Below are 26,182 nucleotides of genomic sequence, written 5' to 3' on the forward strand. Positions count from 1 at the left end.
AGCCGAAAGAGCCGAAGACATGCGCGTCGAGATCTGGAGCGACATCGCCTGCCCGTGGTGCTACGTGGGCAAGGCCCGCTTCGAGAAGGCGCTCGACGCCTTCCCGCACCGCGACGACATCGAGGTGGTGCACCGCTCCTTCGAGCTCGACCCGGGGCGCGGCAAGACCGACATCCAGCCGGTGATCAAGATGCTCACCAAGAAGTACGGGATGAGCGAGGCACAGGCGCGGGCGGGCGAGGAGAACCTCGGCACGCAGGCCGCCGCCGAGGGTCTGGAGTACCGAACCCAGGGCCGCGACCACGGCAACACCTTCGACATGCACCGGTTGCTGCACCTCGCCAAGGAGCGGGGCCGGCAGGACGAGCTGATCCAGCTCTTCTACAAGGCGAACTTCGCCGAGGAGCGGTCCGTCTTCGGCGACGACGAGCGGCTGGTGGAGCTGGCCGTCTCCGCCGGGCTCGACGCCGACGAGGCCCGCAAGGTGCTCGCCGACCCGGCCGCGTACGCCGACGAGGTCCGCGCCGACGAGCGCGAGGCGGCCGAGCTGGGCGCGAACGGCGTGCCGTTCTTCGTCCTGGACCGGAAGTACGGCGTCTCCGGCGCCCAGCCCGCCGAGGTCTTCGCGCAGGCCCTGGAGCAGGCGTGGGGCAGCCACTCGCCGCTCAAGCTGATCCAGCAGGACGACGCCGAGGCGTGCGGCCCCGACGGATGCGCGGTCCCGCAGAACTGACCGGGACGGCAAAAGCGCAGGTCGGGGCGGATCCATAAGCGTTGCTTGGCGAAACCACGTAGAAGTCGGCAATGGACGGGGAGATCCCCGGGCCGCAGAGTGGTCCCATGGAGACCTTCGAGACCCTCGTCCGAGCCGAGTTCGCCGCGAAGAGCACCTATCTCAACACCGCGAGCACCGGGCTGCTCCCGGCCCGCGCGGTCGACGCCATGCGGGCCGGCGTCGAGTCCGTGGCGGCCGGGCAGTCGCAGGACATGTTCGCCGACGTGGAGGCGGCCCGTGCCTCCTTCGCCCGTCTCGTCGGAGTCCCGGACCGCCGTGTCGCGGCCGGGGCCTCCGTCGCCGTGTACAGCGGACTGATCGCCGCCTCGCTGCCCGAGGGCGCCGAAGTCCTCACCGCCGAGGCCGACTTCACCTCCGTGGTGAACCCCTTCCACGTGCGCAGCGACCTCAAGGTGCGCACCGTGCCGCTGGAGCGGATCTCTGAATCGGTGCGCCCCGGCACCGCGCTCGTCGCGGTCAGCGCCGCGCAGTCCGCGGACGGCCGGATCGTCGATCTGCCGGCACTGCGCGAGGCCGCGAGCGAACACGGGGCCCGTACGTACATCGACGCGTCCCAGGCCACCGGATGGCTGCCCGTCGACGCGGACGCGTACGACTATGTGTCCTCCGTCGCCTTCAAGTGGCTCGTCTGCCCGCGGGGCGTGGCTTTCCTGGTCGTTCCGGAGGACCTGGGAGGACTGAACCCGATCTTCGCGGGCTGGGTCGCGGGAGAGCACCCCTGGGACAGCTGTTACGGGCCGGTCGAGGAACTCGCCCACTCCGCACGGCGGTTCGACGAGAGCCCGAGCCTGTTCTCGTACGCGGGCGCCCGCCACTCGCTGGAGCTGATCGAGGAGTTGGGTGTGGACACCGTGCACGCCCATGACCTCGCTCTCGCCGACCGCTTCCGCGCGGGCTTGGCCGAACTGGGGCAGGAGCCCGTTCCGGCGCCGGGCTCGGCGATCGTCTCCGTGCCCGGACTCGGCCACAGGCAGCCGGAGTTGAGCCGGGCGGGCATCGAAGTCTCGGACCGTGCGGGCAACTTGAGGGCCGCGTTCCACCTGTACAACACGGCCGCGGATGTCGATCGTCTGCTGGACGTCCTGTCGGGCTGATTGCGCGTCCCACTGGCGCGGGGTCCGCGGGGACGCTAGGAAGGGCATCACGAGGTGGTGGTGCCGGTGGAGCCAACTCTCCACAAGTCCGAACGGCCGCCCGCGGATGCGGAGTTGCATCGGCGGCTGGTGTACGGCGACGAGTCCGCGCTGTCCGAGGCCTACGCGGCGTACGGCGGGCTCGTGCGGCGGATCGCCGGGCGCGTCACGAACAGCCCGGCGGCCGCCGAGGACGTGGCGCAGGAGGTCTTCGCCCAGCTGTGGAGCAGGCCGTACGCGTTCGACGCGCGCCGGGGTTCGCTGCGCACCTGGCTGTCGGTGCTCGCGCACCGGCGGGCCGTGGACTGGGTGCGCAGCGAGGCCCGGCACCGCAAGGCCGCCGGGGCGGACGACTCCGCGCTGCACGCCATCCCCGACACCGGGCCGGGCCCCGACGAGGCCGTCGTCGACCGCGAGCGCTCGCTGCTGCTGCACTCCGCGCTGGCCGAACTCCCGCAGCCGCAGCGGGAGGTGGTCCACCTCGCCTACTTCGCGGGCCGCACCTACCGCCAGGCCGCCGTCGAGCTCGGCATACCGGAGGGCACCGCCAAGACCCGCTTACGGTCCGCGCTGCGCAAGTTGGCCGAGACTTTGGCCGAGCCGCCGGATCCGGTGTGGGAAAGGGGCGCATGATGGCGACAGGGGAAGGAGGCGTCCGGTGACCGACGACCACGACGGTGTGCCCGAGCTGCTGGCCGCCTGGGCCTTCGGCGCGCTGCAGCCCGCGGACGAGAAGGCCGTACCGCTGCATCTGGCCGGCTGCGAGAGCTGCGCGGCGGAGGCGGAACGGCTCCGCGAGACCGTACGGCTGCTGGACGTGCCACCGGGGACGGCCGCCGCCGGCAACGGATCGCCCGCCGCGCGCAACGGTTCGGCCGCGGTCTCGCAGAACGGTTCGGCCGCCGCGGTGACGGGCGCCGGATCCGCTGAAGCGTCCGTCGGCGGGGGTGGCGGTACGGCCGGAGCGGACGGTGTGCTCGCCCTCGCTCTGCGGTCCCGGCCCGCGCTGCCGCAGGTCGCCGCGCACGCGGCCCCGTACGCGGCAGCCGTCGCCGGACTGCGCGCGCTGCTGCGGGAGGTGGACGGCCATGGGCCGTGGGGCACGCCCGTCGTGCACGACTGGGACGTCCGCGACACCGTCGGCCACCTGATCGCCGCCGACGAGCAACTGGCCGTGCGCCTGGGCCTTCAGACCCACACACCGCCCTCACGGATCACCGAGGACACACCGTGGGAGGAGGCCTGGAACACGCGGACCGCCGACGTCATCGCGTACGAGCGGACACGCGACCCCCAGGAGACGGTGACCGCGTGGGCCGAGCGGGCTGCGGCGCTGCTGGCCACGCCCGAGGCCCGGGATCCCGAACGGGCCGCGCACGCAACGACGTTGATGGGTGTACGGCTGCCGGTCTCCGACCACTTCGTCGTGCGCGGTTTCGAGGCGTGGATCCACACCGACGACATCGGCCGCGCCCTCGGTCTCGCCGTGCCGCCGCCCCCGGACGCCCATCTGTGGCAGCTGGTCCGGCTCGCCGTCCGCATCCTCGGCATGGCGCTGGGGCCGACGGCACCGCCGGTGCTGTTCGCGGTGACCGCGGGCGAGAGCTCCACCGAGTGGGTGCTCGGCTCCAAGGACGAGGCGGTCCGGGGTGAACTCGTCCTGGACGCCGTGGACTTCTGCCTGCTCGTGGGCGGCCGGTACACACCCGACGAGGTGCCGAAGGGCGTGGCGGGCGACGAGGGTGTCGTACGCGACGTACTGGAGCGGGCTGCCGCTCTGTCCTGGCTGTAGCTCAGCTCCTACGGGCCCGGCGGCGCCCCTTGCCGTACGGGCTACGAGCCCTGGGCCGGGCAGCCACCCGTCTCCGTGCAGAGGTTCGCCTCGACCCGGGAGAGGAGTGCGGCGAGCTGGGTCCGCTCGGCCGGGCTCAGGCCCGCGAGGGCGTGCTCCTCAAGGCCGGCCCAGGCGAGTGTGACCTCGTCGAGCAGTCCGCAGCTCTTCTCGGTCGCCTCGACGAGCACCGCGCGCCGGTCCTTCGGATCCGGGCTGCGGGTCACGTGCCCGGACTGCTCCAGGCGCTGGAGCATCTTCGTGATCGTGGACGGATCGAGTTCGACCGCCTTGATGAGGTCCGACTGACGCACCGGGCCCTGGTCCCACAGGTGCATCATCACGAACTCCTGCCCGGGGTAGAGCCCGGCCCCGCGCAGCAGCTTGGCCGCGGTGGTGCGGTGCAGCCGGGCGACCCGTGAGATGGCGTGGCTGACCGGGCCGCCGCGCGCGGCGGAGGGCAGCTTGTCGGTACAGACGGGGTCGGCCTGCGGGGCCGCGACCTCCTGGCTGGCGCTCATCTCGACTCCCGGGTTCGTGCGGACTTGCTGTCCACCGTACGTCCCAGCACCTCCCCCGCCTTGTCGCTCCTTCGCGCGCCGCCTCCCGACCGTCTTCCGGGCTTCGGCCACCGAGATTAACTTGGCTAGCCAAGGAATAGTTTAGGGTGGCTCTCGGTTCGGATGATTGGCCGACCACATATAACTTTTCCGGGAGCTGTTTTGACCACTGCCTATGACCCGATCGACCTGTCCGGCACACCCCTCGCCAACCGCATCGCCATGGCACCGATGACCCGCAGCAGGGCGGGCGAGGGCGGTACCCCCACCGACCTCACCGTCGAGTACTACGCCCAGCGCGCCTCCGCGGGGCTGATCATCACCGAGGGCATCCAGCCGTCCGCGATCGGCCAGGGCTACCCGGACACCCCGGGCCTGCACAGCGCCGAGCAGATCGCCGCCTGGCGGAAGGTGACCGACGCCGTGCACGCCGCCGGCGGCCGGATCTTCGCGCAGCTCATGCACGCGGGCCGGATCGGCCACCCCACCCTGCTGCCCGACGGACTCGTCAACGTCGGCGCGTCACCCGTACCGGCCCAGGGGCAGGTCTACACGCACGAGGGCCCCCTCGACTTCATCGCCCCGCGCGAGCTCACGGGCGACGAGGTCCGCGCCACCATCGACGAGTTCGTGACCGCCGCGCGGGGCGCCGTCGAGGCGGGCTTCGACGGGGTCGAACTGCACGGCGCCAACGGCTACTTGATCCACCAGTTCCTCGCCCCCGGCTCCAACCACCGCACCGACGAGTGGGGCGGCTCCGTCGAGAACCGCATACGGTTCGCCGTCGAGACCGTGAAGGCCGTCGCCGCCGAGATCGGTGCCGGACGCACCGGCATCCGGCTCTCGCCCGGCAACCCGTACAACGACATCCAGGAGCCCGAGCCGGAGCCCACGTACACCGCTCTGGTGGCCGAGCTGGAGCCGCTGGGCCTCGCGTATCTGCACGTCACCGAGGCGGTCGAGATGCGTGAGCTGACCCTCGCGCTGCGCAAGCGGTTCAGCGGGGCCCTCGTCCTGAACCCGGCCACCGAGGGGCCGACCGGGCCGGAGTCCCTGGCCCTCGTCGAGGACGGCGTCGCCGATCTCGTCGCGTACGGCCAGCTGTTCCTGGCCAACCCGGACCTGCCCGCCCGTCTGCGGACCGGCGGCCCGTTCAACGAGCCCGACGGGGCGACGTTCTTCGGCGGGGACGCGAAGGGCTACACGGACTACCCGGCGCTGTAAGGCAGTTGGCCCGGTTCCCGTCTCGTACGAGACGGGAACCGGGCCAATCACCCATGGGGGTACGTCACTTCACCGGAGTGAAGTCCCTCGCTCCGATGAACTCGGGCCGGCGTACCGGTGCCGAGAACGGCTCCACCGCCGCGTTCTCCACGCTGTTGAACACGATGAAGACGTTCGAGCGCGGGAACGGCGTGATGTTGTCGCCCGAACCGTGCATGCAGTTGCAGTCGAACCAGGTCGCGGAGCCGGCCTTGCCCGTGAAGAGCTTGATGCCGTGCTTGGACGCGAACTTGGTGAGCGCCTCGTCGGAGGGCGTACCCGCGTCCTGCATCTGCAGCGACTTCTTGTAGTTGTCCTTCGGCGTGGCTCCGGAACAGCCGAGGAACGTGTGGTGCGACCCCGGCATGATCATGAGACCGCCGTTGGTGTCGTGGTTCTCAGTCAGCGCGATCGAGACGGACACGGTCCGCATGTTCGGCAGTCCGTCCTCGGCGTGCCAGGTCTCGAAGTCCGAGTGCCAGTAGAAGCCGCTCGCACCGAAGCCGGGCTTGACGTTGATCCTCGACTGGTGGACGTACACGTCGGAGCCGAGGATCTGCCGGGCGCGGCCGACCACGCGCTCGTCGCGTACGAGCTGGGCGAAGATCTCACTGATCTTGTGGACCTCGAAGACCGAGCGGATCTCCTGCGACTTCGGCTCCACGATCGAGCGCTCGTCGGCGCGGATCGCGGGGTCCGTCACCAGGCGCTCCAACTCCGCGTGGTAGAGCGCGACCTCGTCCTCGCCGATGATCCGGTCGACGGCGAGGAAACCGTCACGCTCGTACGACTGCAGGTCGGCCCCGGGGATCGGTCCCGGCGTTCCGGGCTCGCTCCAGACGACCGGGTCCTGCCGGGGCACGGACACTTCGCTGGTGCCGCGGCTGGGATACAGGTCGGTGATGGTCGCCATCGGTTCAGACCTCCTCGGGCTCGGTCAGCAGGGGGTAGACACCGTTCTCGTCATGGTCCTCCCGTCCGGTCACCGGCGGATTGAAGACACAGATGCAGCGGAAGTCCTGCTTGATCCGCATCGTGTGCTTCTCGTGCCCGTCGAGGAGGTACATGGTTCCCGGCGTGATCGTGTACTTCTCGCCGGTCTCGTCGTCGGTGAGTTCGGCCTCGCCCTCGACGCAGACGACGGCCTCGATGTGGTTCGCGTACCACATCGACGTCTCGGTACCCGCGTAGAGGATCGTCTCGTGCACGGAGAAGCCGACCCTCTCCTTGGCGAGGACGATGCGCTTGCTCTCCCAGGTACCCGACGCCGATTTCACGTGTCGGTCAGTGCCTTCGATCTCCTTGAACGAACGGACTATCACGGTGCTGCGAAGCCTCCTTCAGGCTGATGTGCGGCTGGTCCGGTTGGTGCGGTTGATGTGGCCGCTGTGGTTCAGAGGCGGTCCAGGGGTGGTTCAGGCCGTCTCGCGTACGGCGCGGGCGAGGATGCGCAGGCCCTCGTCCAGTTCCTCGGGGGTGATGGTGAGCGCCGGGAGGAGTTTCACGACCTCGCTCTCCGGGCCCGACGTCTCGATGAGCAGGCCGAGTTCGAAGGCACGCTTGGCGACAAGGCCCGCGCGCGCCTTGTCGTGGAACTCCATGCCCCAGACCAGGCCCCGGCCGCGGTACTCCTTGACGTCGGCGAGGTTCTCCTCGGTGATCGAGATGAACGCCTCCTCGACCTGCTCGCCACGGGTGCGGGTCTGCTTCTCCATGGCGGGGCCGTCGGACCAGTACGTCTCAAGGGCGGCGGCGGCCGTCACGAACGCGGGGTTGTTGCCGCGGAACGTGCCGTTGTGCTCGCCCGGCTCCCAGATGTCCAGCTCGGGCTTGAACAGGCACAGCGACATCGGCAGCCCGTAGCCGCTGATGGACTTGGAGACGGTGACGATGTCGGGGGTGATGCCCGCCTCCTCGAAGGAGAAGAACGCCCCGGTCCGGCCGCAGCCCATCTGGATGTCGTCGACGATCAGCAGCATGTCCTGGCGCTCGCACAGCTCGGCGAGGGCGCGCAGCCACTCCGGGCGGGCGACGTTGATGCCGCCCTCGCCCTGCACGGTCTCGACGATCACCGCGGCGGGCTTGTTGAGGCCGGAGCCCTGGTCCTCCAGGAGCCGCTCGAACCAGAGGAAGTCCTCGACCTGGCCCTCGAAGTAGTTGTCGAAGGGCATCGGCGTGCCGTGCACGAGCGGGATGCCGGCGCCGGCCCGCTTGAAGGCGTTGCCGGTCACGGCGAGCGAGCCGAGCGACATGCCGTGGAAGGCGTTGGTGAAGGAGACGATGGACTCCCGGCCCTTGACCTTGCGGGCCAGCTTCAGCGCGGACTCGACGGCGTTGGTGCCTGTCGGGCCCGGGAACATGACCTTGTACGGCAGGTCGCGGGGCCGCAGCACCAGGTTCTGGAACGACTCCAGGAAGCCGCGCTTCGCGGTCGTCGACATGTCGAGACCGTGCGTGACGCCGTCGCGTTCCAGGTAGTCGATGAGGGCGCGTTTCAGTACGGGGTTGTTGTGGCCGTAGTTGAGTGATCCGGCGCCGGCGAAGAAGTCGAGGTACTCATGGCCGTCCTCGTCGAACATGCGGCTGCCCTGCGCGCGGTCGAAGACGGTGGGCCAGGCGCGGCAGTAGCTGCGCACCTCCGACTCCAGGGTCTCGAAGACGCTCAGGTCGGGCTGGGTGATGCTCACGGTGTTGCTCCTCAAGGCGTGGGGGGTTCGTCAGTGCGACAGGGGGCCGATGCGGTACAGCACCTCTGGGTCGTGCGGTCCGTCGGGGAAGTGCGCTGTGTCGAACAGGACCTCACGCTCGACGGTCGCTCCGTGGCGTCCGGCGTACGACGTGAACAGCCGCTCGGAGGCGGTGTTGCCCGGGGTGATGGTGGTCTCGACGGTGGTCAGCTCGTGTGTGCGGGCGATCCGCAGGGTCAGTCCGTCGAGGAGCGCGGCGGCGAGGCCGCGTCCGCGCTGTTCCGCGTCGACGGCCACCTGCCACACGAGAAGCGTGTGCGGGCGCTCTGGCCGGATGTAGCCGGTGACGAAGGCGACCGGCTCACCGTCGGCCGTGCGCGCCACCGCGGAGGTGCCGGCGAAGTCACGGCACCACAGCAGGTAGCTGTAGGAGGAGTTCAGGTCGAGGTTCCCGGAGTCCTTGGCAATGCGCCAGAGTGCGGCTCCGTCCACCACGTGCGGACGGTCGATCCGCAGCCCTTCCGGCATTTCCAGGAATTCCGCTTGCAGGTCTGCTTGTGCGGCGGTCATGCGGATTGAATTTACCCAGCGAAAGTTCAAATTGCATCGCCGGAGGGGGTTACGTCGAGGCGCCTGCTGTGTTATCACGCGGGCGCGGACGCCGCGTAGCACCGGCCCGAAGCTGCCACTTTGTCCGGAAAATATAGGAGAAACCGGGCGCTCTGTGTGTTCCGTCACAGCCGCGTAATCACCACGAGATCTGCCCGAATTAAGAGGTTGGTGTTCGCGAAATCTTAGCGTTTAGGTTCGGGGAAAGCGGGCAGAAGAATACGGGGAGCTGCACTGAATAAGGCCCCCGAAAACACCTCGGAAATATCCCCGAATAAACCGGTCCGGAATTCCCCGTTCACCCGCCGCCCCGCTGGTCAGGCGCCTGTGACCCCGTCGATCCGCTCCCGGACGATGTCCGCGTGACCGTTGTGCCGCGCGTACTCCTCGATCAGATGGACCAGGATCCAGCGCAGACTGACTTCGAGCCCGGCCATCGGACCCCCGACGATCCGGCCGATGTCGTCCAGCGACCGCCCGGCGCACAGCTCCCGCCCACGCTCGACCTCCCGGCGCCAGTCCGCCAACGCTTCGTCGAGCCCGCGCTCCGGGTCGAGGGCGTAGCCGCCGGCGCCGTCCTCGTACACGCGAGCCAGCTCTCCAGCATGGGCCGCTCCGCGCCGGTCATGAGCGGGAGGGGGCGGCCGTCCGGCAGGGTCTGGTACGTGTCGGTGGTCATGCCCGGCAGCATGGCACCGGGGGCCCGCCGGTACGACCCCGCCGGCCGCGTCTCAGGTGCCGTCTCTGAGGTCCGCCGGCCAGTCCGGGTGGAATTCGATGTGGTCGTAGGTGACCACGCAGCCCTCGCCCATCGGGGACTGGGTCATGAAGCCGATGAGGGCGGCGCCGGTCTCCTTCTCGTCGGCCAGGGTGAAGAGGCGGACGAAGGTCCAGCGCTTGCCGTCCCTGGACGCGTGGAAGGCGAAGGCGCGGCCGGTGCGGCTGATCCTCAGCCAGACCGAACTGCCGTCCACCGTGAAGGAGTTGGCATCGTCGGAGTGGCCCCGGGTGACGACCGTGCAGACGGTGGGCACGTCCGGCGAGTTCTCCAGGCAGAGCTTGGCCCAGGCCCGCTCGCCCACATGCGCGTACAGCACGCCGGCGTCGAAGGCCCCGGCGAAACCGACCGTCACCCGGGCGATGAGCTGGAAGTCCCCCTCCGGCGACCCGAGCAGCCGGGGCGCGTCGGACGCGGGGTCCAGCCCCTCGTCGGTCGGCGGCACGAACCGGTCCTGCCGCGCCCCGGCCCACCCGGTGAGCACCCCGTCCTCGTACGACCAGTGCCCGTCGGGCCCGTACGTCCGAAGAGAAAAGGGAAGTTCAGGAATTTTCACGTCCATTGAGAGATTGTCCCAGGTCGCGCGATCGGGTGGGATGGACTCGCCCCTTCAAGTGGCGTGCCCCATAAGGGGCGCGGGCCTGTATCGATGTGCGGCTACGCCGCGCGGGCGCGATCAGCCACAACGGGCCCGCAGCCGGAAACCGGCCACGGGCCCAACAGCACTCCGAGCGGAGCGCTACCGCTCCAGACGCCCGTCGTACCGCCGCGGCAGCCCCAGCGGATTGTCGTCGCGGAGCTCCGCAGGCAACAGCGCCTCCGGCGTGTTCTGGTACGCCACCGGCCGCAGCCAGCGCTCGATGGCGGTGCCGCCGACCGACGTGGACGTGGAGGTGGTCGCCGGGTACGGCCCCCCGTGGTGCTGGGCGGGCGCGACCGCGACACCGGTCGGCCACGCGTTGACCAGGACCCGTCCCGCGAGCGGCGTCAGCTCGGCGAGGATCTCCGCACCGCGCCCCTCGCCGGCCGTCTCCTCCGTGGAGAGGTGGACGGTCGCGGTGAGGTTGCCGGGCAGCCGCGCGAGCACCGCGTTCGCCTCGGCCTCGTCCTCGTAGCGCGCGACGACGGTGACCGGCCCGAAGCACTCCTCGAGGAGCAGGTCGTACTCGCCCTCGGCGGCGAGCCGCTCGGCCGGAACCGTCAGGAAGCCGGGGCTCACCGTGTGCTCGCTGCCCGCGCCCGGGGTCACCGGGGCGTCCACGTCGGGGAGTTCGGCCCGCTCGGCGACCCCCGCGACGAAGTTGTCGCGCATGCGGTGGTCCAGGAGGACGCCCGCGTCCGTGTCGCTCACCGCGTCCGTGAGGGACTTGATCAGGCGGTCACCGGACGCGCCGGCGGGCGCCAGCACCAGGCCGGGCTTCACGCAGAACTGGCCGACGCCCAGCGTCATGGAGCCCGCGAGCCCCGTACCGATCGCCTCGGCGCGCTCGGCGGCCGCGGCCTCGGTGATGACGACGGGGTTCAGGGAGCCCAGCTCGCCGTGGAAGGGGATCGGCGCGGGCCGGGCGGCGGCCGCGTCGAAGAGGGCGCGTCCACCGCGTACCGAACCGGTGAATCCGGCGGCCGTGACCAGCGGGTGCCTGACCAGCTCGACGCCCGCGTCGAAGCCGTGCACCAGGCCGAGGACGCCGTCCGGGATGTCGTGCTGGGCGGCGGCCCGGCGCAGGACGGACGCGACCAGCTCGGACAGGCCCGGGTGGTCCGGGTGCGCCTTGACGACGACCGGGCAGCCCGCGGCGAGCGCGCTCGCGGTGTCGCCGCCGGGCACGGAGAAGGCGAAGGGGAAGTTCGAGGCCGAGTAGACGGCGACGACGCCCAGCGGCACCTTGTAGCGGCGCAGGTCCGGGATCGGCGGGGTCGCGGTGTCGTCGGGATGGTTGATCACGACCCCGAGGAACTCGCCCTCGTCGACGATGTCCGCGAAGGCCCGCAGCTGATAGCAGGTGCGGGCGAGCTCGCCGGTGAGCCGGACCGGGCCGAGCGCGGTCTCCGCGTCCGCCGCCTCGACCAGGTACTCCTTGGCGCCTTCGAGCTGGTCGGCCGCGGAGCGCAGGAAGGCCGCGCGGACGGTGCGGTCGGCGAGTGCTCCCCGGGCGGCGTGGGCCGCGCGGACGGCCGCGTCCACCTCCTGGGCTGTGGCTTCCACCGCAACCTGCTCGCGCTGCTTCCCGGTTCGGGGGTCGACACTCCAGACTGGTGCTGCTGCCACCGCGGGTCCCTCCAGATGTAATGCCGCAGTACATGTGCCACTCACCAGCGGCGTTCGATATGCTGAACGCTGTCTCTGGTGGTGAATATGCTGTGGAGACTATTTCCCGGCCAACTAGGGGGTCAAGGCGATGTCGGCAGTCGAGACGGGCGGCGGGGCACAAGTCAAGTCCGCGGTGCGGACGGTTGAATTGCTCGAGTACTTCGCCGGACGCCCGGGCATGCACTCCCTGGCCGCCGTGCAGGAGGCCGTCGGGTACCCCAAGTCCAGTCTCTACATGCTGCTGCGCACCCTCGTCGAGCTCGGCTGGGTCGAGACGGACGCGACGGGCACGCGGTACGGCATCGGCGTACGGGCCCTGCTCGTCGGTACGTCGTACATCGACGGCGACGAGGTCGTGGCCGCGGCCCGGCCGACCCTGGACCGGCTCTCCGACGACACCACGGAGACCATCCACCTGGCGCGCCTCGACGGCACGAACGTCGTGTACCTCGCGACCCGCCAGTCCCAGCACTACCTCCGCCCCTTCACCCGCGTCGGCCGCCGGCTGCCCGCGCACTCCACGTCGCTCGGCAAGGCGCTGCTCGCCACGCACACCGACGAGCAGGTACGGAAGCTGCTCCCGGAGACGCTCCCCGCGCTGACCGAGCACACGATCACCGACCGGGAGAAGCTCATCGAGGAGCTGCACCAGGTGCGGGAGCAGGGGTTCGCGGTGGACCGCGAGGAGAACACGCTGGGACTGCGCTGCTTCGGCGTCGCGATCCCCTACCGGACGCCCGCGCGGGACGCGATCAGCTGCTCGGTGCCGGTGGCGCGGCTGACGCCCGCGCACGAACAGATGGTGAAGGACGCGCTGTTCGACGCGCGGGACCGGCTGACCCTCGCCACCCGGAGGCTCTGACATGTCCGACGCCCCTGACGTGGAGATCGTGCTCCGCGAGATCCACGACAGCGATCTGCCCGTCTTCTTCCGGCAGATGATGGATCCCGAGTCGGTGCGGATGGCCGCGTTCACCGCGAAGGACCCGACGGACCGGGACGCCTTCGACGCCCACTGGAAGCGGATCCGCGGCTTGCCCGACGTCGTCAACCGCACGGTCCTCGTCGACGGTGACGTGGTCGGCAGCGCCGCGGTGTACGGCCCGCCGGACGAGCGCGAGGTGACGTACTGGATCGACAGGGCGTACTGGGGGCGGGGGATCGCCACCGGTGCCTTGCGGGCGCTGCTCGATGCCGTGCCCGAGCGTCCGTTGTTCGCTCGGGCGGCGGCCGACAACGTGGGGTCGTTGCGGGTGCTGGAGAAGTGTGGCTTCCGCGTCTCCGGGCGGGACAGGGGCTTCGCGAATGCGCGGGGCGAGGAGATCGACGAGGTTGTGCTGACGCTGGAGGGATGAGCTCCGCCCGGGGCGCGGCCCGACATCGCGTACGCCGCCTCCCCCGTGCGGCGGAGGCGGATCGTCGTCGCGCAGGACGTGGTCCGGTGGGGTGGTGCGGGAGCGTGGGTGGCATGACGCGGACGTTTCGTCGGATGTGGTGTGCCGTCGCGAAGCGGTCGGCGTGAGCGCCCTCGCCCGGACCCTGTTCGGGAGGCGGACGCGTCGCCGGTGGATCCATCTGATCCTCGGCGGCGCGCTCGCGATGCCGTACGTCTTCGTCGGCGAGCTGATCGTCGGTCCGTTCACGAACTCCCAGAACCTGTTCAGTTCGCTGCCCCACCAACTGCTCGCCTTCGGCGCCGGGTTGCCGCTCGCGGCGATCACCGGGGTGTTCCCGCTGACCCGGCCGATGTCGGTGGCCGTGGTCCGGGCCCTGTGCGGGGTCGACGGCGACCGGCTCGCCGACGGGCCCGCGCGCACCCGGCAGGCGAAGGGGCGTACGGCGGTGTGGTTCACGCTGCACCTGGGGTTCGGCGGAGTCATCGCCGGGATGTCCCTCGCGACGCCGCCCTTCGCGGTGGTGCTGATCGTGCTGCCGCTCTACGCGGGGCTGCGCGGTTCACGGCTCGATCTGCCCGAACTCTTCGACCACACCTGGGCGTTGGCGCTCTCCCCGGTCGCGGGCGCGGCGATGCTGGCGGCTCTCGCAGGCTGCGCGGCGGGCGCGGGCGCGCTGCTGGCGCGCTGGGCGCCGGAGTTGCTGGGGCCCACGCCCGAGGACCGGCTCGCCGCCGCGGAGGCCCACGCCGCCGACCTCGCCGTACGCAACCGGCTGGCCCGCGAGCTGCACGACTCCGTCGGCCACGCGCTGAGCGCCGTCACGCTTCAGGCGAGCGCGGCCCGCCGGGTCCTGGACAGCGACCCTGAGTTCGTGCGCGAGGCGCTGGCCGCGATCGAGGACACCACGCGGCGCACGGTGGGCGAACTCGACGCCGTACTGGGCGTGTTGCGCGATGCGGACTCCCCCGGCGGCACGCCCGGCCTCCCGGGCACGGCCCCCGCTCCGGCGCCCACCCTCGCCGCCGACCTCGACGGTCTGCTCCACCGCACCCGCGCGGGCGGCCTCCGCGTGACCGCCGCCGTGGAGGCGGACCCCGAGGCGCTGCCCCCGCTCGTCTCCCGCGAGGCGTACCGCATCGTGCAGGAGGCCCTGAGCAACGCCCTCAAGCACGCCGGGCCCGGGACCTCCGTGGCTCTCCGGATCAGAGTGGTCCCCGACGGCGAGGAGCTGGCCATCACCGCCGAGAATCCCGCGCCGACGGCCGTGGTCCCCCGTCCCGGCGGCGGCCACGGTCTGCGCGGGATCGCCGACCGGGCCCGGCTCCTGGGCGGCACCACGGAGTGCGGCCCGGTGGACGGGGTGTGGCGGCTGCACGTACGACTCCCCCTGGAAGGACCCGCATGACCATCCGGATCGTCCTCGCCGACGACGAGCGCATGGTGCGCACCGCGCTGCGCGCGATCCTGACGGCCGAGCCCGGTCTGGAGGTCGTCGGCGAGGCGGCCACGGGCGCCGAGGCGGTGTCCGTCGTCCGCGAGCTGGCGCCGGACGTCGTCCTCATGGACGTCCGCATGCCCGGGGTCGACGGCATCCGCGCCACCGAGCAGATCCTGGCGACGCTTCCCGATCCCCCACGCATCGTCGTGGTGACGACCTTCGAGAACGACGCGTACGTGTACGAGGCCCTGCGCGCCGGGGCGTCCGGGTTTCTGCTCAAGCGGGCCGACGCCGACGCGCTGGTCCAGGCCGTGCGGCTGGTCGCGCACAGCGACAGCCTGCTGTTCCCGGCGGCGGTGCGAGCGCTCGCCACCGAGTACGGGCGGGCGAAGGCGGCGCCGCCGGCGTGGGTGGCGAGGCTCACAGGCAGGGAGAGCGAGGTCCTGCGGCTGATGGCCGCCGGGCTCACCAACGCCGAGATCGCCGGTCGCATGGGCGTCGGGCCCGCGACGGTGAAGACCCATGTGGCGGCCGTTCTGGCGAAGACGGCGACCCGGGACCGTACACAGGCGGTGATCGCGGCGTACGAGGCGGGCTTCATGAAGGACGGATGAAAAATCCGGGTGGGTGGGAACGATCGGGTCCGTCCTGGTCGTCGTCCATATGGGATGAACAAAACGATCAGGCGCGCCTCCGTCTTCACCCTGCTGCTCGTCCTCGCCCTCCTCGTCCGGGCGACCTGGGTGCAGTTCTACGAAGGCCAGGCGCTCGCGGACAGCAAGGACAACCGACGGAACGCGATCGAGCAGTACGCGTACCCGCTCGGGAACATCATCGTGGCCGGGGACGCGATCACCGGTTCCGCGCAGACGAAGGGCGGCGACCTCAAGTACAAGCGCACGTACACCGACGGCAGCCTCTACTCGGCGGTCACGGGCTACAGCTCGCAGGTGTTCGGGGCGACGCAGCTGGAGGGCATCTACCAGGACCTGCTCGACGGCACGGACAACCGCCTGAAGAACCCCCTCGACACGGTCACCGGCAAGCGCGCCGACCCGGGTGACGTGGTCACCACGATCGACCCGGCCGTGCAGAAGGCGGCGTACGAGGCGCTCGGCGACAAGAAGGGCGCCGCCGTCGCGATCGACCCGAAGACGGGCAAGATCCTCGGCGTCGTGTCCACCCCGTCGTACGACCCCTCGGTGATCAGCGCCGGCGACTCCGACGCCTGGAAGAAGCTGACGAAGGACCCGGAGAAGCCGATGACGAACCGGGCGCTGCGCCAGCCGCTGCCGCCGGGCTCGACGTTCAAGCTGGTCGTCGCGGCCGCCGCGCTGGAGGACGGCCTGTACGCCTCGGTGGACACGAAGACCGACAGCGAGAACCCGTACACACTGCCGGGCACGACGAGGGTCCTGGCGAACGAGAGCAAGTCCGCGCCCTGTGAGAACGCGACGATCCGGGTCGCCCTCCAGTACTCGTGCAACAACGTCTTCGCGAAGATGGCCGTCGATCTGGGCCAGGACAAGGTGAAGGCGATGGCCGAGAAGTTCGGCTTCAACGACAAGTCGCAGGACGTGCCCGTGCGGGCGTACGAGAGCGTGTATCCGTCGGACATGGAGAAGTCGTCCACGGCGCTGACGGGCATCGGCCAGTTCGACGTGACCGCGACGCCGTTGCAGATGGCCATGGTGTCGGCCGCCATCGCCAACGGCGGCAAGCTGGTCTCGCCGCACATGGTGTCGCAGATCAGTGACGCGGACGGCAACGTGCTGGAGAACTACGACGACTCGACGGACTCGACGGAGATCGTCAGCTCGTCCACGGCCGAGCAGCTTCAGTCTGCGATGCAGACGGTCGTCGAGGAGGGCACGGGGACGAACGCGCAGATCTCCGGGGCGACGGTGGGCGGCAAGACCGGTACGGCTCAGCACGGCGAGAACAACAGCAAGACGCCGTATGCGTGGTTCACGTCCTATGCGAAGGACGACTCCAGCGGCAAGGAAGTCGCTGTGGCTGTGCTGGTCGAGCAGTCGGATGCGGCGCGGTCGGAGGTCAGCGGCAATGGGCTGGCCGCGCCTGTTGCGAAGGCGATGATGCGGGCCGCGCTCCAGAACTGACGGTTCCGGTCGGTTGGTCGGCTGCGGGCCGGTGGAGGCCGGCCGCGCCGTTCCCCGCGTCCCTAAAAGATTGCGCAGTTCCCCGCGCCCCTTGTCAGGGGCGCGGGGAACTGCGCAGTCGTTGGGGTGACCGTTACTTCACGCCCAGGATCTGCTCGATCGGGTCGATCGCGAAGTAGATCAGGAACAGCACCGACGTTCCCCACAGCAGCCAGTGGACATCCTTCGCCTTGCCGAGGACCGTCTTGATCAGGACGTAGGCGAGGAAGCCCGCGCCGATGCCGTTGGTGATCGAGTAGGTGAAAGGCATCACGGCGATCGTCAGGAACGCCGGGATGGCGATCTCGTAGCGGTCCCAGTCGATGTGCTTGACCTGGGTCATCATCAGGAAGCCGACCGCGACGAGGGCGGGCGCCGCCGCCTGGAGCGGGACGATCGTCAGCAGCGGGGTCATGAACAGGGCGAGGGCGAAGAGCCCGCCGGTGACCAGGTTCGCGAAGCCCGTGCGCGCACCCTCGCCGACGCCCGCCGCCGACTCGATGTACGAGGTCGAGGAGGAGGCGGAGGCCGCGCCGCCCGCGACCGCCGCGGCGCCGTCGATGAGCAGGACGCGGCCGAGGTTGGGGACCTTGCCCTCCTCGTCCAGGAGTCCGGCCTCGGCGCTGATGCCGACGACCGTGCCCATGGTGTCGAAGAAGTCCGACAGGATCAGCGTGAAGACCAGCAGCACGACGGTGATCACGCTCGCCTCACCGAAGGCGCCGAACAGGCTGAAGTCGCCGAGCAGCCCGAAGTCGGGCGAGGCCACGATGTCGTCGGGGATCTTCGGGGTGGTCAGGCCCCAGCTCTTGATGTCCGCGATCTCGTTGATGATGATCGCGACGATCGTCATGGTCACGATGCTGATCAGGATCGCGCCCTTGACCTTGCGGGCGAGCAGCCCGATGGTCAGCAGCACGCCGAGGCAGAAGACGAGGACCGGCCAGCCGGCCAGCGCGCCGGCGCCCCCGAGCTGCACCGGGACCGTGGTGTTCGCGACGTCGGGTATGCGGGTGACGAACCCGGCGTCGACGAAGCCGATGAAGGCGATGAACAGGCCGATGCCGACGCTGATCGCCTGCTTGAGCGGCTGCGGTATCGCATGCATGACGGCCTCGCGCAGCCCCGTCACCACCAGGACGCAGATCAGCAGGCCCTCGAGGACGATCAGGCCCATCGCGTCGTCCCAGCTCATCAGCGGGGCGATCTGGAAGGCCACGACGGCGTTGAGGCCGAGCCCGGCGGCGAGCGCGAGTGGCAGGTTGCCGCCGACGCCCATGATGATCGTCATGACGGCGGCCACCAGCGCGGTGGCGGTGACCAACTGGACGGTGTCGAGCTGGTCACCGAACTTGTCCTTGGCGCTCCCCAGGATGATGGGGTTCAGGACAAGGATGTAGGCCATCGTGAAGAACGTGGCGAAGCCGCCTCGTACCTCACGGGCGAAGGTGGAACCCCTGGCGGAGATCTTGAAGAACCGGTCGACGCTGTTCGCCGGGGGTGGTCCGGCGCTCGGCCGGTCTGCCACCTTCTCAGTTTCGGACATGGCGGATGCTCCTCGTTACCTGCGTGTTCAGAGTGCGGATGCTGGCTGGATTGTTCCCTCGTTGAACCGTTTTCAGGTTTTCCCCGTGTTACGGAATCGAGTTCGGCCCGCCATACGATGTTCGAAGCGCTGTACGAGCGCCTGATACTCTCTCGGATCTCGCCCCACAGGACACCGTTCCTTCACACCCGCAACGCAGGGGCCGTATACGCACGTACCCCGTGAGAGCCGTCAGGCGTACCGCGCAGGAACCGACAGGGAGAGGTCGCCCGTGGGCACTGTCGTCGACGACGCCGCCTCCGTGGAGTTCCACGATTTCTTCGAGCGCCACTACGCCGAACTGGCCCGCCTGGCCCATCTGTTGACGGGCGAGCCGGACGCCGCCGACGATCTGGCGGCGGACGCGCTGCTCGCGCTGTGGCACCGCTGGGACCGGGTGCGCGCGGCGGACCACCCGGTGGCGTACGCGCGTGGTGTGGTCGCCAATCTGGCCAGGAGCCGGATCCGCAGCGCGGTGCGTGAGCGCAGACGGATCACGCTGTTCTGGTCGCAGCGCGAGGACAAGACCGAGAATCCTGACATACCGGGCATGGTCGATGTCCAGGAGGCCCTGCGCAGACTGCCGTTCCGCAAGCGGGCGTGCGTGGTTCTGCGGCATGCTTTCGACCTCTCGGAGAAGGACACCGCGCTCTCGCTGGGAATCTCGGTCGGTACGGTGAAGAGCCAGACGTCGAAGGGGATGGCGGAGCTGCAGCGGTTGCTGGGGTCCCAGGAGACTCCGCGGCGGGTGCACGCGGCGGTACTGCGTGCCACCGGAGCCGAAGGGAGGGATCGATGAAGGACGTGCACGAGGAGCTGCGCGCCACACTGCGGGACGCGGCCGAGGCGTATGAGCCCGACCGCGCGCGCATCCTGGCGCGTGTCGAACGCGGCATGGCCGGTACGGAGAGTGCCCGGCACCCCTCCCCGCGGTCGTCCCCGCTCGGCTGGTTCCGGGTCGTCGGCGCCACGGCTGCCGCCGCCGGTGTGCTCGCGGTGGGCGGCTACGCGGTCGCGTCCGCGGTGAAGGACGACAAGGCGGCCGACCAGACGGTCGCGGTCTCCCCCACGCCCGATCCGTCGCCGGAGGCGACGAGCCGCGCCCCGGTCCCGCCGGACCCGGGCAAGTCGTCGCCCCCGCCGGACAGGCCCAGTGCGCCCAACTCCCCGACGGCCGGACCGACTCGGACCGCCCCGGTCGCTCCGCCCGCGAAGGCGGACACCGAGGACGGCCCGCTGTGGTCGGACGGGTCGGTCGACCCGCACAGCAACGAGTTCTGGGCGCAGAGCAATGTGACCCTGAGGACGAGCAAGCAACTCACCTCGCTCACCGTCGTGTTGAAGGTCAAGCAGACCGGCGGGGTCACCTCGGCGGGCGCCTGGCGCTCGGCGCCCGAGGACGACTTCACGGTGACGGTCGCCGAGAAGGACGGCTTCCTCGTCTACACGTGGGTGCTCAAGTCGGGCCGCACGGTGTGGCCGGGCGAGTGGGTGTTCGCCGGCCAGTACGACCACGACCGCGGCGGACGCGACGCCGGAGACGACACGTACGCGGTCGGCGCGCGGGCCGGGGCTCAACAGCTGGGCGTGGCGGGCGACTTCGCGCGTGACGCGTCCGACGACGGCAGCGACAGCTCCGGCGACGGCGACTCGTAAAAAAGTTCCGACGGGCGGCAACCCCCGCCTTCCGGGTGGCGACCAGGAGAAGCAAGGTCACTCTCCCCCCACCTGAAGGAATCGGGACATGACTTCACGCGTGGAACCGGAACGCCGTGCACGGCACCGTCGCAGGGCCGGCCGGAGGCGTGCCGTCGTCGGCGGGCTCTCCGCGTTCGCCCTGACCGGGGCCGCCGTCGTCACCAGCACGATGATGTCGTCGTCGGCGAGCGCCGCCACCACCTGGCCGACCGCCAACGGCAGCGAGGCCGTCTCCGCGACGATCCCCGTGTCGGGGACCCGGGACGGCGGGATGAAGCGCTACTACGGCAGCGGCGATCTGGCCGGTGACGGCCAGGAGGAGGGCCAGGACCCGATCTTCCGGCTCGCCGACGGCGCGACGCTGAAGAACGTCATCATCGGCAAGCCGGGCGCCGACGGCATCCACTGCCAGGGCAGCTGCAATCTGCAGAACGTCTGGTGGGAGGACGTCGGCGAGGACGCGGCCACCTTCCGGGGCGGCAACTCGGCCACCTACACCGTGTACGGCGGCGGTGCGAAGAAGGCCGCGGACAAGGTCTTCCAGCACAACGGCGGCGGCAAGCTCGTCGTCTCCAAGTTCGCCGCCCAGGACTTCAAGACCCTGTACCGCTCCTGCGGCAACTGCTCGACGCAGTACAAGCGCACCTCGATCTTCAACACCATCGAGGTGACCGCGCCCGGTTCGCGGCTGGTCGGCATCAACACCAACTACGGCGACACCGCGGCCCTGCGGGGCATCACGATCATCGGCGACAGCGGCAAGAAGATCGTCCCCTGCCAGAAGTACATCGGCAACAACACCGGTGCCGAGCCGCCGACGAACGGCTCCGGGCCCGACGGCACGCACTGCAACTACACCACCTCCGACCTCACCTACCAGTGACGTACGACCAGGAGCACCGCACTTGAGCACGCACAAGAAGCACCTCACCCGCCGTCGGCTGCTCGCCTCGTCCGCCGTGGGCGTGGCCGGCACCGGCGCGGCCGTCGTGACCGGCACCGGGCTGCTGTCCTCGGCCTCGGCAGCGACGTTCGGGTACACGGACGACGGCTCCAACTACGTGATCGACACGGGCGCCTCGCTCGTCCTCAAGGTGTCCAAGTCGACCGGCGACCTCAACTCGCTTGTCTACAAGGGCAAGGAGTACGAGGGCTTCGAGGGCAAGCACTCGCATGTCGAGACCGGGCTCGGCGCCTCCACCGTCACCATCAAGCAGGTCGGCACGACGATCCTGGTGAAGGTCGCACACGGATCGATCACCCAGTGGATAGCGGCCCGCAGCGGCCAGAACAACGTCTACCTGTGGACCGACAAGGCCGACTCGTCCTTCACCGCGACCCGGTTCATCGTCCGCATCAAGCCGGACATCTTCCCCAACTCGGGTGCCGACGCCTGGACTTCGACCGACACGACCATCGAGGCCTCGGACGTCTTCTCCCGCTCGGACGGCACGACGCACTCCAAGCACTACTCGGGCAAGCGCGTCATGGACTACGAGCACATCGGCTTCACGACCGGTTCGGCCGCGCTGTGGCTGGTGCGGTCCAACCACGAGAAAGCCTCCGGCGGCCCGTTCTACCGCTCGCTGCTGCGCCACACCAACTCCACCAGCGCGGCTCTCTACGAGATCCTGCACTACAACCAGTCGCAGACGGAGCCCGAGCGGTACGGGCTGCAGGGGCCGTACGTCCTGAGCTTCACCGACGGCGGCGCGCCCTCCTCCTCGCTGTTCCACGCCAACCTCGACACGTCCTGGGTGGACGGCCTGGGCATCACCGGCTGGGTGGGCAAGTCGGGGCGCGGCAAGGTGGCGGGCGTCGGCCTCAAGGGCATGGACGCCGACCACGCGTACACCGTGGGCTTCGCCAACTCCGCCGCCCAGTACTGGGCGAAGGCCGCCTCCGGCACGGGTGCCTTCTCGTGCCCGGGGATGCTCCCGGGCACGTACACCCTGACGGTCCACAAGGGCGAACTCGCCGTCCACACACGGGAGGTGACGGTCACGGCGGGCGGCACGACGGCCCTCAACAGCATCACGATCAGCGGTGATCCGAGCAGCGCGGGCACCATCTGGCGGCTCGGTGACTGGGACGGCACGCCCGGCGAGTTCAAGAACGCCGACCTGATGACGTACGCGCATCCGTCCGACGGCCGTGCCTCGAAGTGGACCGGCAACGTCACCATCGGCAGCGGCGGCGAGGCCGCGTCGTTCCCCTGCTACATCTGGAAGGACGTCAACGACGGCATCCTCGTCTACTTCAAGCTGACGGCCGCGCAGGCAGCCGCCGCGCACACCTTGCGCGTCGGGGTGACGACGGCGTACATCAACGGCCGTCCGAGGGTGACGGTCAACGACTGGGTGTCGGCGATTCCGGCCGCGCCGTCACAGCCCTCGACCCGGTCCCTCACCACGGGCTCGTACCGGGGCAACAACCACACGTTCACCTACAACATCCCGGCGACCGCCTGGAAGTCGGACACCAGTCAGTACAACGTCCTCAAGCTGAACGTGGTCAGTGGTTCGACGGGATCGGCGTTCCTGAGTCCGGGCACGTCCTTCGACTGTCTGGACCTGCTGGCCTGAGCTCAGAGCCCGTCTCGCGCCCCGGGGACGTAGAACCCGGCGGAGCTGTTGCCGTAGGCCTCGTTGTCGTCGAGGACGTGAGCGACCGAAGCACCACCTCCGCCGAGTTCGAACCCGTGGCCGCCGCCCTCGAAGGCGGGGTCCTTCCAGCGGTTCTTCCCGTTCCCGTAGGCCGACGAGTGCTCGACGGTGACCGGGCTGGAGAACTGCCAGAGGTCCAGGCCGTCGTCGGAGTTGTCGTGGAGCCGGGCGCCGATGATCCTGTTGCCCGTGCCGGAGCCGAACTTCACGCCGATGCCGTCGGCGTTCCGGCCGTGCCCCGCCGCGTCGTAGTTGCCGTAACTGCGCAGGTTCTGCACGAGGTTGTCCGTCGTACCGTCCCCTCGCAGCGTGAATCCGGAGTCGCCGTTGTCCGCGGTGACCAGGTTCTTGAAGACGCCTCCGACGGACGAGGTGGCGACGAAGCCGAGGGCCGGCGAGTTCTGCCAGGTGATGTCCTGGACGGTCCAGTGGTCGCCGTCGATCCCGGCGAGCGAGGATCCGGCGGCCAGCTTCGCCCCGTCGATCCGTACCTTCTCGCCGTCGTGGGCCCGGAGTGTGATCCGGTCCGAACTCGTGCCGTTCGCCGCCGACTTGAGGGTCCGTGTCGGGTAGTACGTGCCGCCACGCACCCGGATGGTGGTGCCGGCCGTGGCGTTCCTGACGGCGGACTCCAGCTGCGCCGCGGTCGACACGGTCACCGTCGTACCGGCGGCGCTCGCCCCGTCGGGCGAGAGGCCGAGATAGACGCCTCCCGCCCCGGAGGCGACGACCACCGCCGTCGCGACAGAGAGGGTGCCGGTCCTGCGGTGCCGTCCGGTGCCGAGACGCACAGGGACGTTCCTTTCCTGGGCAGCAGGGACAGAGGCGGGGCCGGGGCCGCTTTCTTTACTCGGCCCCGCCTCTGATCCCTGGTCGCCGCCTGCCCTCAAAAGGTTGCCGGGTTCGCGCGAAACGAATCGAAACTTTCGCTCGCCCCGGGGCCGCTCCCACCGATTGACGGCCCCTCCGCCACTGGTGACACTCCGAGGGCAGCCCATCCCAACAGAATCCACCAGACCCCCACAGGATGTGTCATGCGCCCCCGCACCGTGCGAACGCTCCTGATCCCCCTCCTCGCCCTCCTCCTGAGCCTGCTCGCCGCCCCACCGAGCCCGGCGGCCCAGCCCCAGGCCCCACCCGAAGCCCCATCCGGAGCACCTCACGTGACCAAACAGAAGTACGCCGGCTATCTCTTCGCCTACTTCACCGGCGAGGGCACGGCGGACGGCGAGCAGATCCGCTACGCCCTCAGCCGGGGCAACGACCCGCTGCACTGGCGGGAGTTGAACGGCGGCAAGCCGGTGCTCACGTCCACGACCGGCGAGAAGGGCCTGCGCGACCCGTTCGTGATCCGCTCCCCCAAGGGCGACAAGTTCTTCATGATCGCGACCGATCTGCGCATGTACCAGAACTCCAGCGGCAGTTGGGACGACGTCCAGCGCCACGGCAGCAGGTCCATCATGGTCTGGGAGTCCACCGACCTGGTCCACTGGACCGACCAGCGCCTGGTGAGGGTCTCCCCCGACAGCGCGGGCAACACCTGGGCTCCGGAGGCCTATTGGGACGACAAGCTCGGCGAGTTCGTCGTCTTCTGGGCGTCCAAGCTGTACGCCGACGACGACCCGGACCACACCGGCTCGACGTACAACAAGATGATGTACGCGACGACGAAGGACTTCCGTACCTTCAGCGAGCCGAAGGTCTGGGACGACCCCGGCTACTCGGTGATCGACTCGACCGTCGTGAAGAACAAGGGCACTTACTACCGGTACACGAAGGACGAGCGGGACCCCACGTCCTCCAGCCCCTGCTCGAAGTTCATCACCGCGGAGAAGTCGACCTCCCTCACGGACACCTCGTACGACTTCGTGTCGGACTGCATCGGCAGTGGCTCGATCGACCGCGGTGAGGGGCCGACGGTCTTCAAGTCCAACACCGAGGAGAAGTGGTACCTGTTCATCGACGAGTACGGCGGCCGCGGCTACGTGCCCTTCGAGACCACCGATCTCGACTCGGGCCGCTGGACGATGTCGAAGAACTACCAGCTGCCCGCGAGCCCGCGGCACGGCACGGTCATGCCCGTCACGCAGGCGGAGTACGACCGGCTGCTCGCCGCGTATCCAGTCAGCGGCACCTCGGTCGTGGACGCGACGGTGAAGGACCAGAAGGGGTACGCGATCGTCACCGAGGCGGCCTCGAAGGTCGTGCTGCCGATGAAGCCGGGCGAGAACCTCGCGCGGCTCGCACCGAAGCTCTGGCTCGGCGAGGGCGCCACGGTGAGCCCGGCCTCCGGTACGCGCCGCGACTTCCGCAAGCCGCAGAAGTACCAGGTGACGGCGGCCGACGGCACGACCCGCACCTGGACCGTCGAGGCCGTGCCCACCCGTAGCCCGGTCCTGCCGGGGTTGTACGCCGACCCCGACATCCAGTACCTGGACGGCCGTTACTGGATCTACCCGACCACCGACGGCTTCCCGGGCTGGAGCGGCACGAAGTTCAAGGCCTTCTCCTCGAAGGACCTGGTCCACTGGAAGGACCATGGCGAGATCCTCGACCTGGGTCCTGATGTGTCGTGGGCGGACAAGAACGCCTGGGCGCCGGCGATCGCCGAGCGCGACGGCAAGTACTACTTCTACTTCTGCGCCGAGCAGCAGATCGGCGTGGCGGTGGCCGACTCCCCCGCGGGCCCCTTCAAGGACGCCCTCGGCAAACCCCTTGTGGCGAAGGGCGGTTCGCTGCGGGGCCAGATGATCGATCCGGCGGTCTTCACGGACGACGACGGGACGTCGTACCTCTACTGGGGCAACGGCCACGGTTACGTCGTCCCGCTGAACGACGACATGGTGTCGTTCGACGCGTCGAAGATCCAGGACATCACCCCGGACAACTTCCGGGAGGGGTCCTTCGTGGTCAAGCGCAAGGGCACGTACTACTTCATGTGGTCCGAGGACGACACCCGCAGCGAGAACTACCACGTCGCCTACGCGACCGGCCCGTCCCCGCTCGGCCCGTGGACCAAGCAGGGCACGATCCTGTCCAAGCGACCGGAGTACGGCATCCTCGCCACGGGCCACCACTCGGTGGTCAACGCGCCCGGCACGGACGACTGGTACATGGTCTACCACCGGTTCGGCCTGAACGGGCCGGGCCTGGCGGGCGGGGACGGCATGCACCGGGAGACGACCGTCGACCGCATGAAGTTCGCGGCCGACGGCACGATTCTGCCGGTGGTGCCGACCCTGGAGTCGATCAGGCCCGTACGCCGTTAGCG

The 26,182-nt window shown here is 69.8% G+C and carries 23 protein-coding genes and 2 pseudogenes; 15 read left to right on the forward strand and 10 right to left on the reverse strand.

The window, feature by feature from the left end; translation table 11 throughout:
* The first annotated feature begins 19 nt into the window (after window positions 1-19).
* From ACN20J_RS13000 to ACN20J_RS13015, 4 genes are all read left to right on the forward strand, one after another.
* A complete protein-coding gene (locus ACN20J_RS13000) occupies window positions 20-733 on the forward strand; it encodes a DsbA family oxidoreductase (RefSeq protein WP_189840562.1) in 714 nt (237 codons plus the stop codon).
* A 107-nt stretch (window positions 734-840) separates the two neighbouring features.
* Complete coding sequence (locus ACN20J_RS13005; RefSeq protein WP_419665931.1) at window positions 841-1,890, forward strand: aminotransferase class V-fold PLP-dependent enzyme; 1,050 nt, start codon at window positions 841-843, stop codon at window positions 1,888-1,890.
* Between the two features lie 54 nt (window positions 1,891-1,944).
* The gene (locus ACN20J_RS13010) at window positions 1,945-2,562 is read left to right on the forward strand and encodes an RNA polymerase sigma factor (RefSeq protein WP_189840560.1); all 618 of its coding nucleotides are present in this window, start codon (window positions 1,945-1,947) and stop codon (window positions 2,560-2,562) included.
* A gap of 25 nt (window positions 2,563-2,587) precedes the next feature.
* The gene (locus tag ACN20J_RS13015) at window positions 2,588-3,721 is read left to right on the forward strand and encodes a maleylpyruvate isomerase family mycothiol-dependent enzyme (RefSeq protein ID WP_419665932.1); all 1,134 of its coding nucleotides are present in this window, start codon (window positions 2,588-2,590) and stop codon (window positions 3,719-3,721) included.
* Between the two features lie 41 nt (window positions 3,722-3,762).
* Here the strand turns inward: ACN20J_RS13015 and ACN20J_RS13020 are convergent, their stop codons facing one another.
* Window positions 3,763-4,281, reverse strand: a complete 519-nt coding sequence (locus ACN20J_RS13020) for a MarR family winged helix-turn-helix transcriptional regulator (protein WP_190230210.1) — start codon at window positions 4,279-4,281, stop codon at window positions 3,763-3,765.
* A gap of 201 nt (window positions 4,282-4,482) precedes the next feature.
* Here ACN20J_RS13020 and ACN20J_RS13025 point away from each other — a divergent pair, with 201 nt between their 5' ends.
* Complete coding sequence (locus ACN20J_RS13025; protein ID WP_419665933.1) at window positions 4,483-5,544, forward strand: alkene reductase; 1,062 nt, start codon at window positions 4,483-4,485, stop codon at window positions 5,542-5,544.
* A gap of 64 nt (window positions 5,545-5,608) precedes the next feature.
* Here ACN20J_RS13025 and thpD read toward each other — a convergent pair whose 3' ends face one another.
* The 7 genes and pseudogenes from thpD to ACN20J_RS13060 form a co-directional block, all read right to left on the reverse strand.
* The gene (gene thpD / locus ACN20J_RS13030; RefSeq protein WP_360063992.1) at window positions 5,609-6,496 is read right to left on the reverse strand and encodes an ectoine hydroxylase; all 888 of its coding nucleotides are present in this window, start codon (window positions 6,494-6,496) and stop codon (window positions 5,609-5,611) included.
* 4 nt (window positions 6,497-6,500) lie between these two features.
* Window positions 6,501-6,905, reverse strand: coding sequence for an ectoine synthase (locus ACN20J_RS13035; RefSeq protein ID WP_055616453.1), 405 nt, complete (start codon window positions 6,903-6,905; stop codon window positions 6,501-6,503).
* 93 nt (window positions 6,906-6,998) lie between these two features.
* The gene (gene ectB / locus ACN20J_RS13040) at window positions 6,999-8,270 is read right to left on the reverse strand and encodes a diaminobutyrate--2-oxoglutarate transaminase (RefSeq protein WP_189840555.1); all 1,272 of its coding nucleotides are present in this window, start codon (window positions 8,268-8,270) and stop codon (window positions 6,999-7,001) included.
* Window positions 8,271-8,300: 30 nt separating this feature from the next.
* Window positions 8,301-8,840 carry a diaminobutyrate acetyltransferase gene (ectA, locus tag ACN20J_RS13045; protein WP_190230211.1) on the reverse strand — a complete coding sequence of 180 codons (540 nt, stop codon included), beginning with the start codon at window positions 8,838-8,840 and terminating at the stop codon, window positions 8,301-8,303.
* A gap of 356 nt (window positions 8,841-9,196) precedes the next feature.
* Window positions 9,197-9,558: pseudogene (locus ACN20J_RS13050) on the reverse strand (DUF664 domain-containing protein).
* 52 nt (window positions 9,559-9,610) lie between these two features.
* Window positions 9,611-10,219, reverse strand: a complete 609-nt coding sequence (locus tag ACN20J_RS13055) for a DUF1349 domain-containing protein (protein WP_189840553.1) — start codon at window positions 10,217-10,219, stop codon at window positions 9,611-9,613.
* Window positions 10,220-10,396: 177 nt separating this feature from the next.
* Entirely contained in the window at window positions 10,397-11,926 is a 1,530-nt protein-coding gene (locus ACN20J_RS13060) for an aldehyde dehydrogenase (NADP(+)) (RefSeq protein WP_189840552.1), read from the reverse strand.
* Window positions 11,927-12,056: 130 nt separating this feature from the next.
* On the opposite strand from ACN20J_RS13060, the gene ACN20J_RS13065 reads away from it, so the two are divergent.
* The 5 genes from ACN20J_RS13065 to ACN20J_RS13085 all read left to right on the forward strand — a co-directional run bounded on the left by ACN20J_RS13065 (window position 12,057) and on the right by ACN20J_RS13085 (window position 16,923).
* Window positions 12,057-12,830, forward strand: a complete 774-nt coding sequence (locus ACN20J_RS13065; RefSeq protein ID WP_055616458.1) for an IclR family transcriptional regulator — start codon at window positions 12,057-12,059, stop codon at window positions 12,828-12,830.
* 19 nt (window positions 12,831-12,849) lie between these two features.
* Window positions 12,850-13,323, forward strand: coding sequence for a GNAT family N-acetyltransferase (locus ACN20J_RS13070; protein WP_419668875.1), 474 nt, complete (start codon window positions 12,850-12,852; stop codon window positions 13,321-13,323).
* 163 nt (window positions 13,324-13,486) lie between these two features.
* Window positions 13,487-14,770: a sensor histidine kinase gene (locus ACN20J_RS13075; protein ID WP_419665934.1), complete on the forward strand. Its 1,284-nt coding sequence runs from the start codon at window positions 13,487-13,489 to the stop codon at window positions 14,768-14,770.
* Window positions 14,767-15,417, forward strand: coding sequence for a response regulator transcription factor (locus tag ACN20J_RS13080; RefSeq protein WP_189840548.1), 651 nt, complete (start codon window positions 14,767-14,769; stop codon window positions 15,415-15,417). The genes ACN20J_RS13075 and ACN20J_RS13080 overlap by 4 nt, the downstream gene beginning before the upstream one ends.
* Before the next feature lie 54 nt (window positions 15,418-15,471).
* Window positions 15,472-16,923 carry a peptidoglycan D,D-transpeptidase FtsI family protein gene (locus ACN20J_RS13085; RefSeq protein ID WP_419665935.1) on the forward strand — a complete coding sequence of 484 codons (1,452 nt, stop codon included), beginning with the start codon at window positions 15,472-15,474 and terminating at the stop codon, window positions 16,921-16,923.
* 133 nt (window positions 16,924-17,056) lie between these two features.
* On the opposite strand, the gene ACN20J_RS13090 is transcribed toward ACN20J_RS13085, so the two are convergent.
* Window positions 17,057-18,508, reverse strand: coding sequence for an NCS2 family permease (locus ACN20J_RS13090; protein ID WP_419665936.1), 1,452 nt, complete (start codon window positions 18,506-18,508; stop codon window positions 17,057-17,059).
* Between the two features lie 271 nt (window positions 18,509-18,779).
* Here ACN20J_RS13090 and ACN20J_RS13095 point away from each other — a divergent pair, with 271 nt between their 5' ends.
* The 4 genes from ACN20J_RS13095 to ACN20J_RS13110 all read left to right on the forward strand — a co-directional run bounded on the left by ACN20J_RS13095 (window position 18,780) and on the right by ACN20J_RS13110 (window position 22,830).
* Window positions 18,780-19,346, forward strand: coding sequence for a SigE family RNA polymerase sigma factor (locus tag ACN20J_RS13095; protein ID WP_189840545.1), 567 nt, complete (start codon window positions 18,780-18,782; stop codon window positions 19,344-19,346).
* Window positions 19,343-20,203 (forward strand): hypothetical protein, encoded by an 861-nt coding sequence (locus ACN20J_RS13100; protein ID WP_419665937.1) that lies wholly within the window; start codon window positions 19,343-19,345, stop codon window positions 20,201-20,203. The genes ACN20J_RS13095 and ACN20J_RS13100 overlap by 4 nt, the downstream gene beginning before the upstream one ends.
* Before the next feature lie 88 nt (window positions 20,204-20,291).
* Entirely contained in the window at window positions 20,292-21,128 is an 837-nt protein-coding gene (locus tag ACN20J_RS13105) for a pectate lyase (protein ID WP_419665938.1), read from the forward strand.
* A 22-nt stretch (window positions 21,129-21,150) separates the two neighbouring features.
* A complete protein-coding gene (locus tag ACN20J_RS13110; RefSeq protein ID WP_419665939.1) occupies window positions 21,151-22,830 on the forward strand; it encodes a rhamnogalacturonan lyase B N-terminal domain-containing protein in 1,680 nt (559 codons plus the stop codon).
* Window positions 22,831-22,862: 32 nt separating this feature from the next.
* Here ACN20J_RS13110 and ACN20J_RS13115 read toward each other — a convergent pair.
* A pseudogene (locus ACN20J_RS13115) lies at window positions 22,863-23,702 on the reverse strand (right-handed parallel beta-helix repeat-containing protein); the annotation flags it as partial.
* Window positions 23,703-23,945: 243 nt separating this feature from the next.
* On the opposite strand from ACN20J_RS13115, the gene ACN20J_RS13120 reads away from it, so the two are divergent.
* Complete coding sequence (locus ACN20J_RS13120; RefSeq protein ID WP_419665940.1) at window positions 23,946-26,180, forward strand: family 43 glycosylhydrolase; 2,235 nt, start codon at window positions 23,946-23,948, stop codon at window positions 26,178-26,180.
* The last annotated feature ends 2 nt before the right edge of the window (window positions 26,181-26,182 follow it).

This window comes from Streptomyces sp. 2-1 (assembly GCF_048564895.1).
Classification (GTDB): Bacteria; Actinomycetota; Actinomycetes; order Streptomycetales; family Streptomycetaceae; genus Streptomyces; species Streptomyces phaeochromogenes.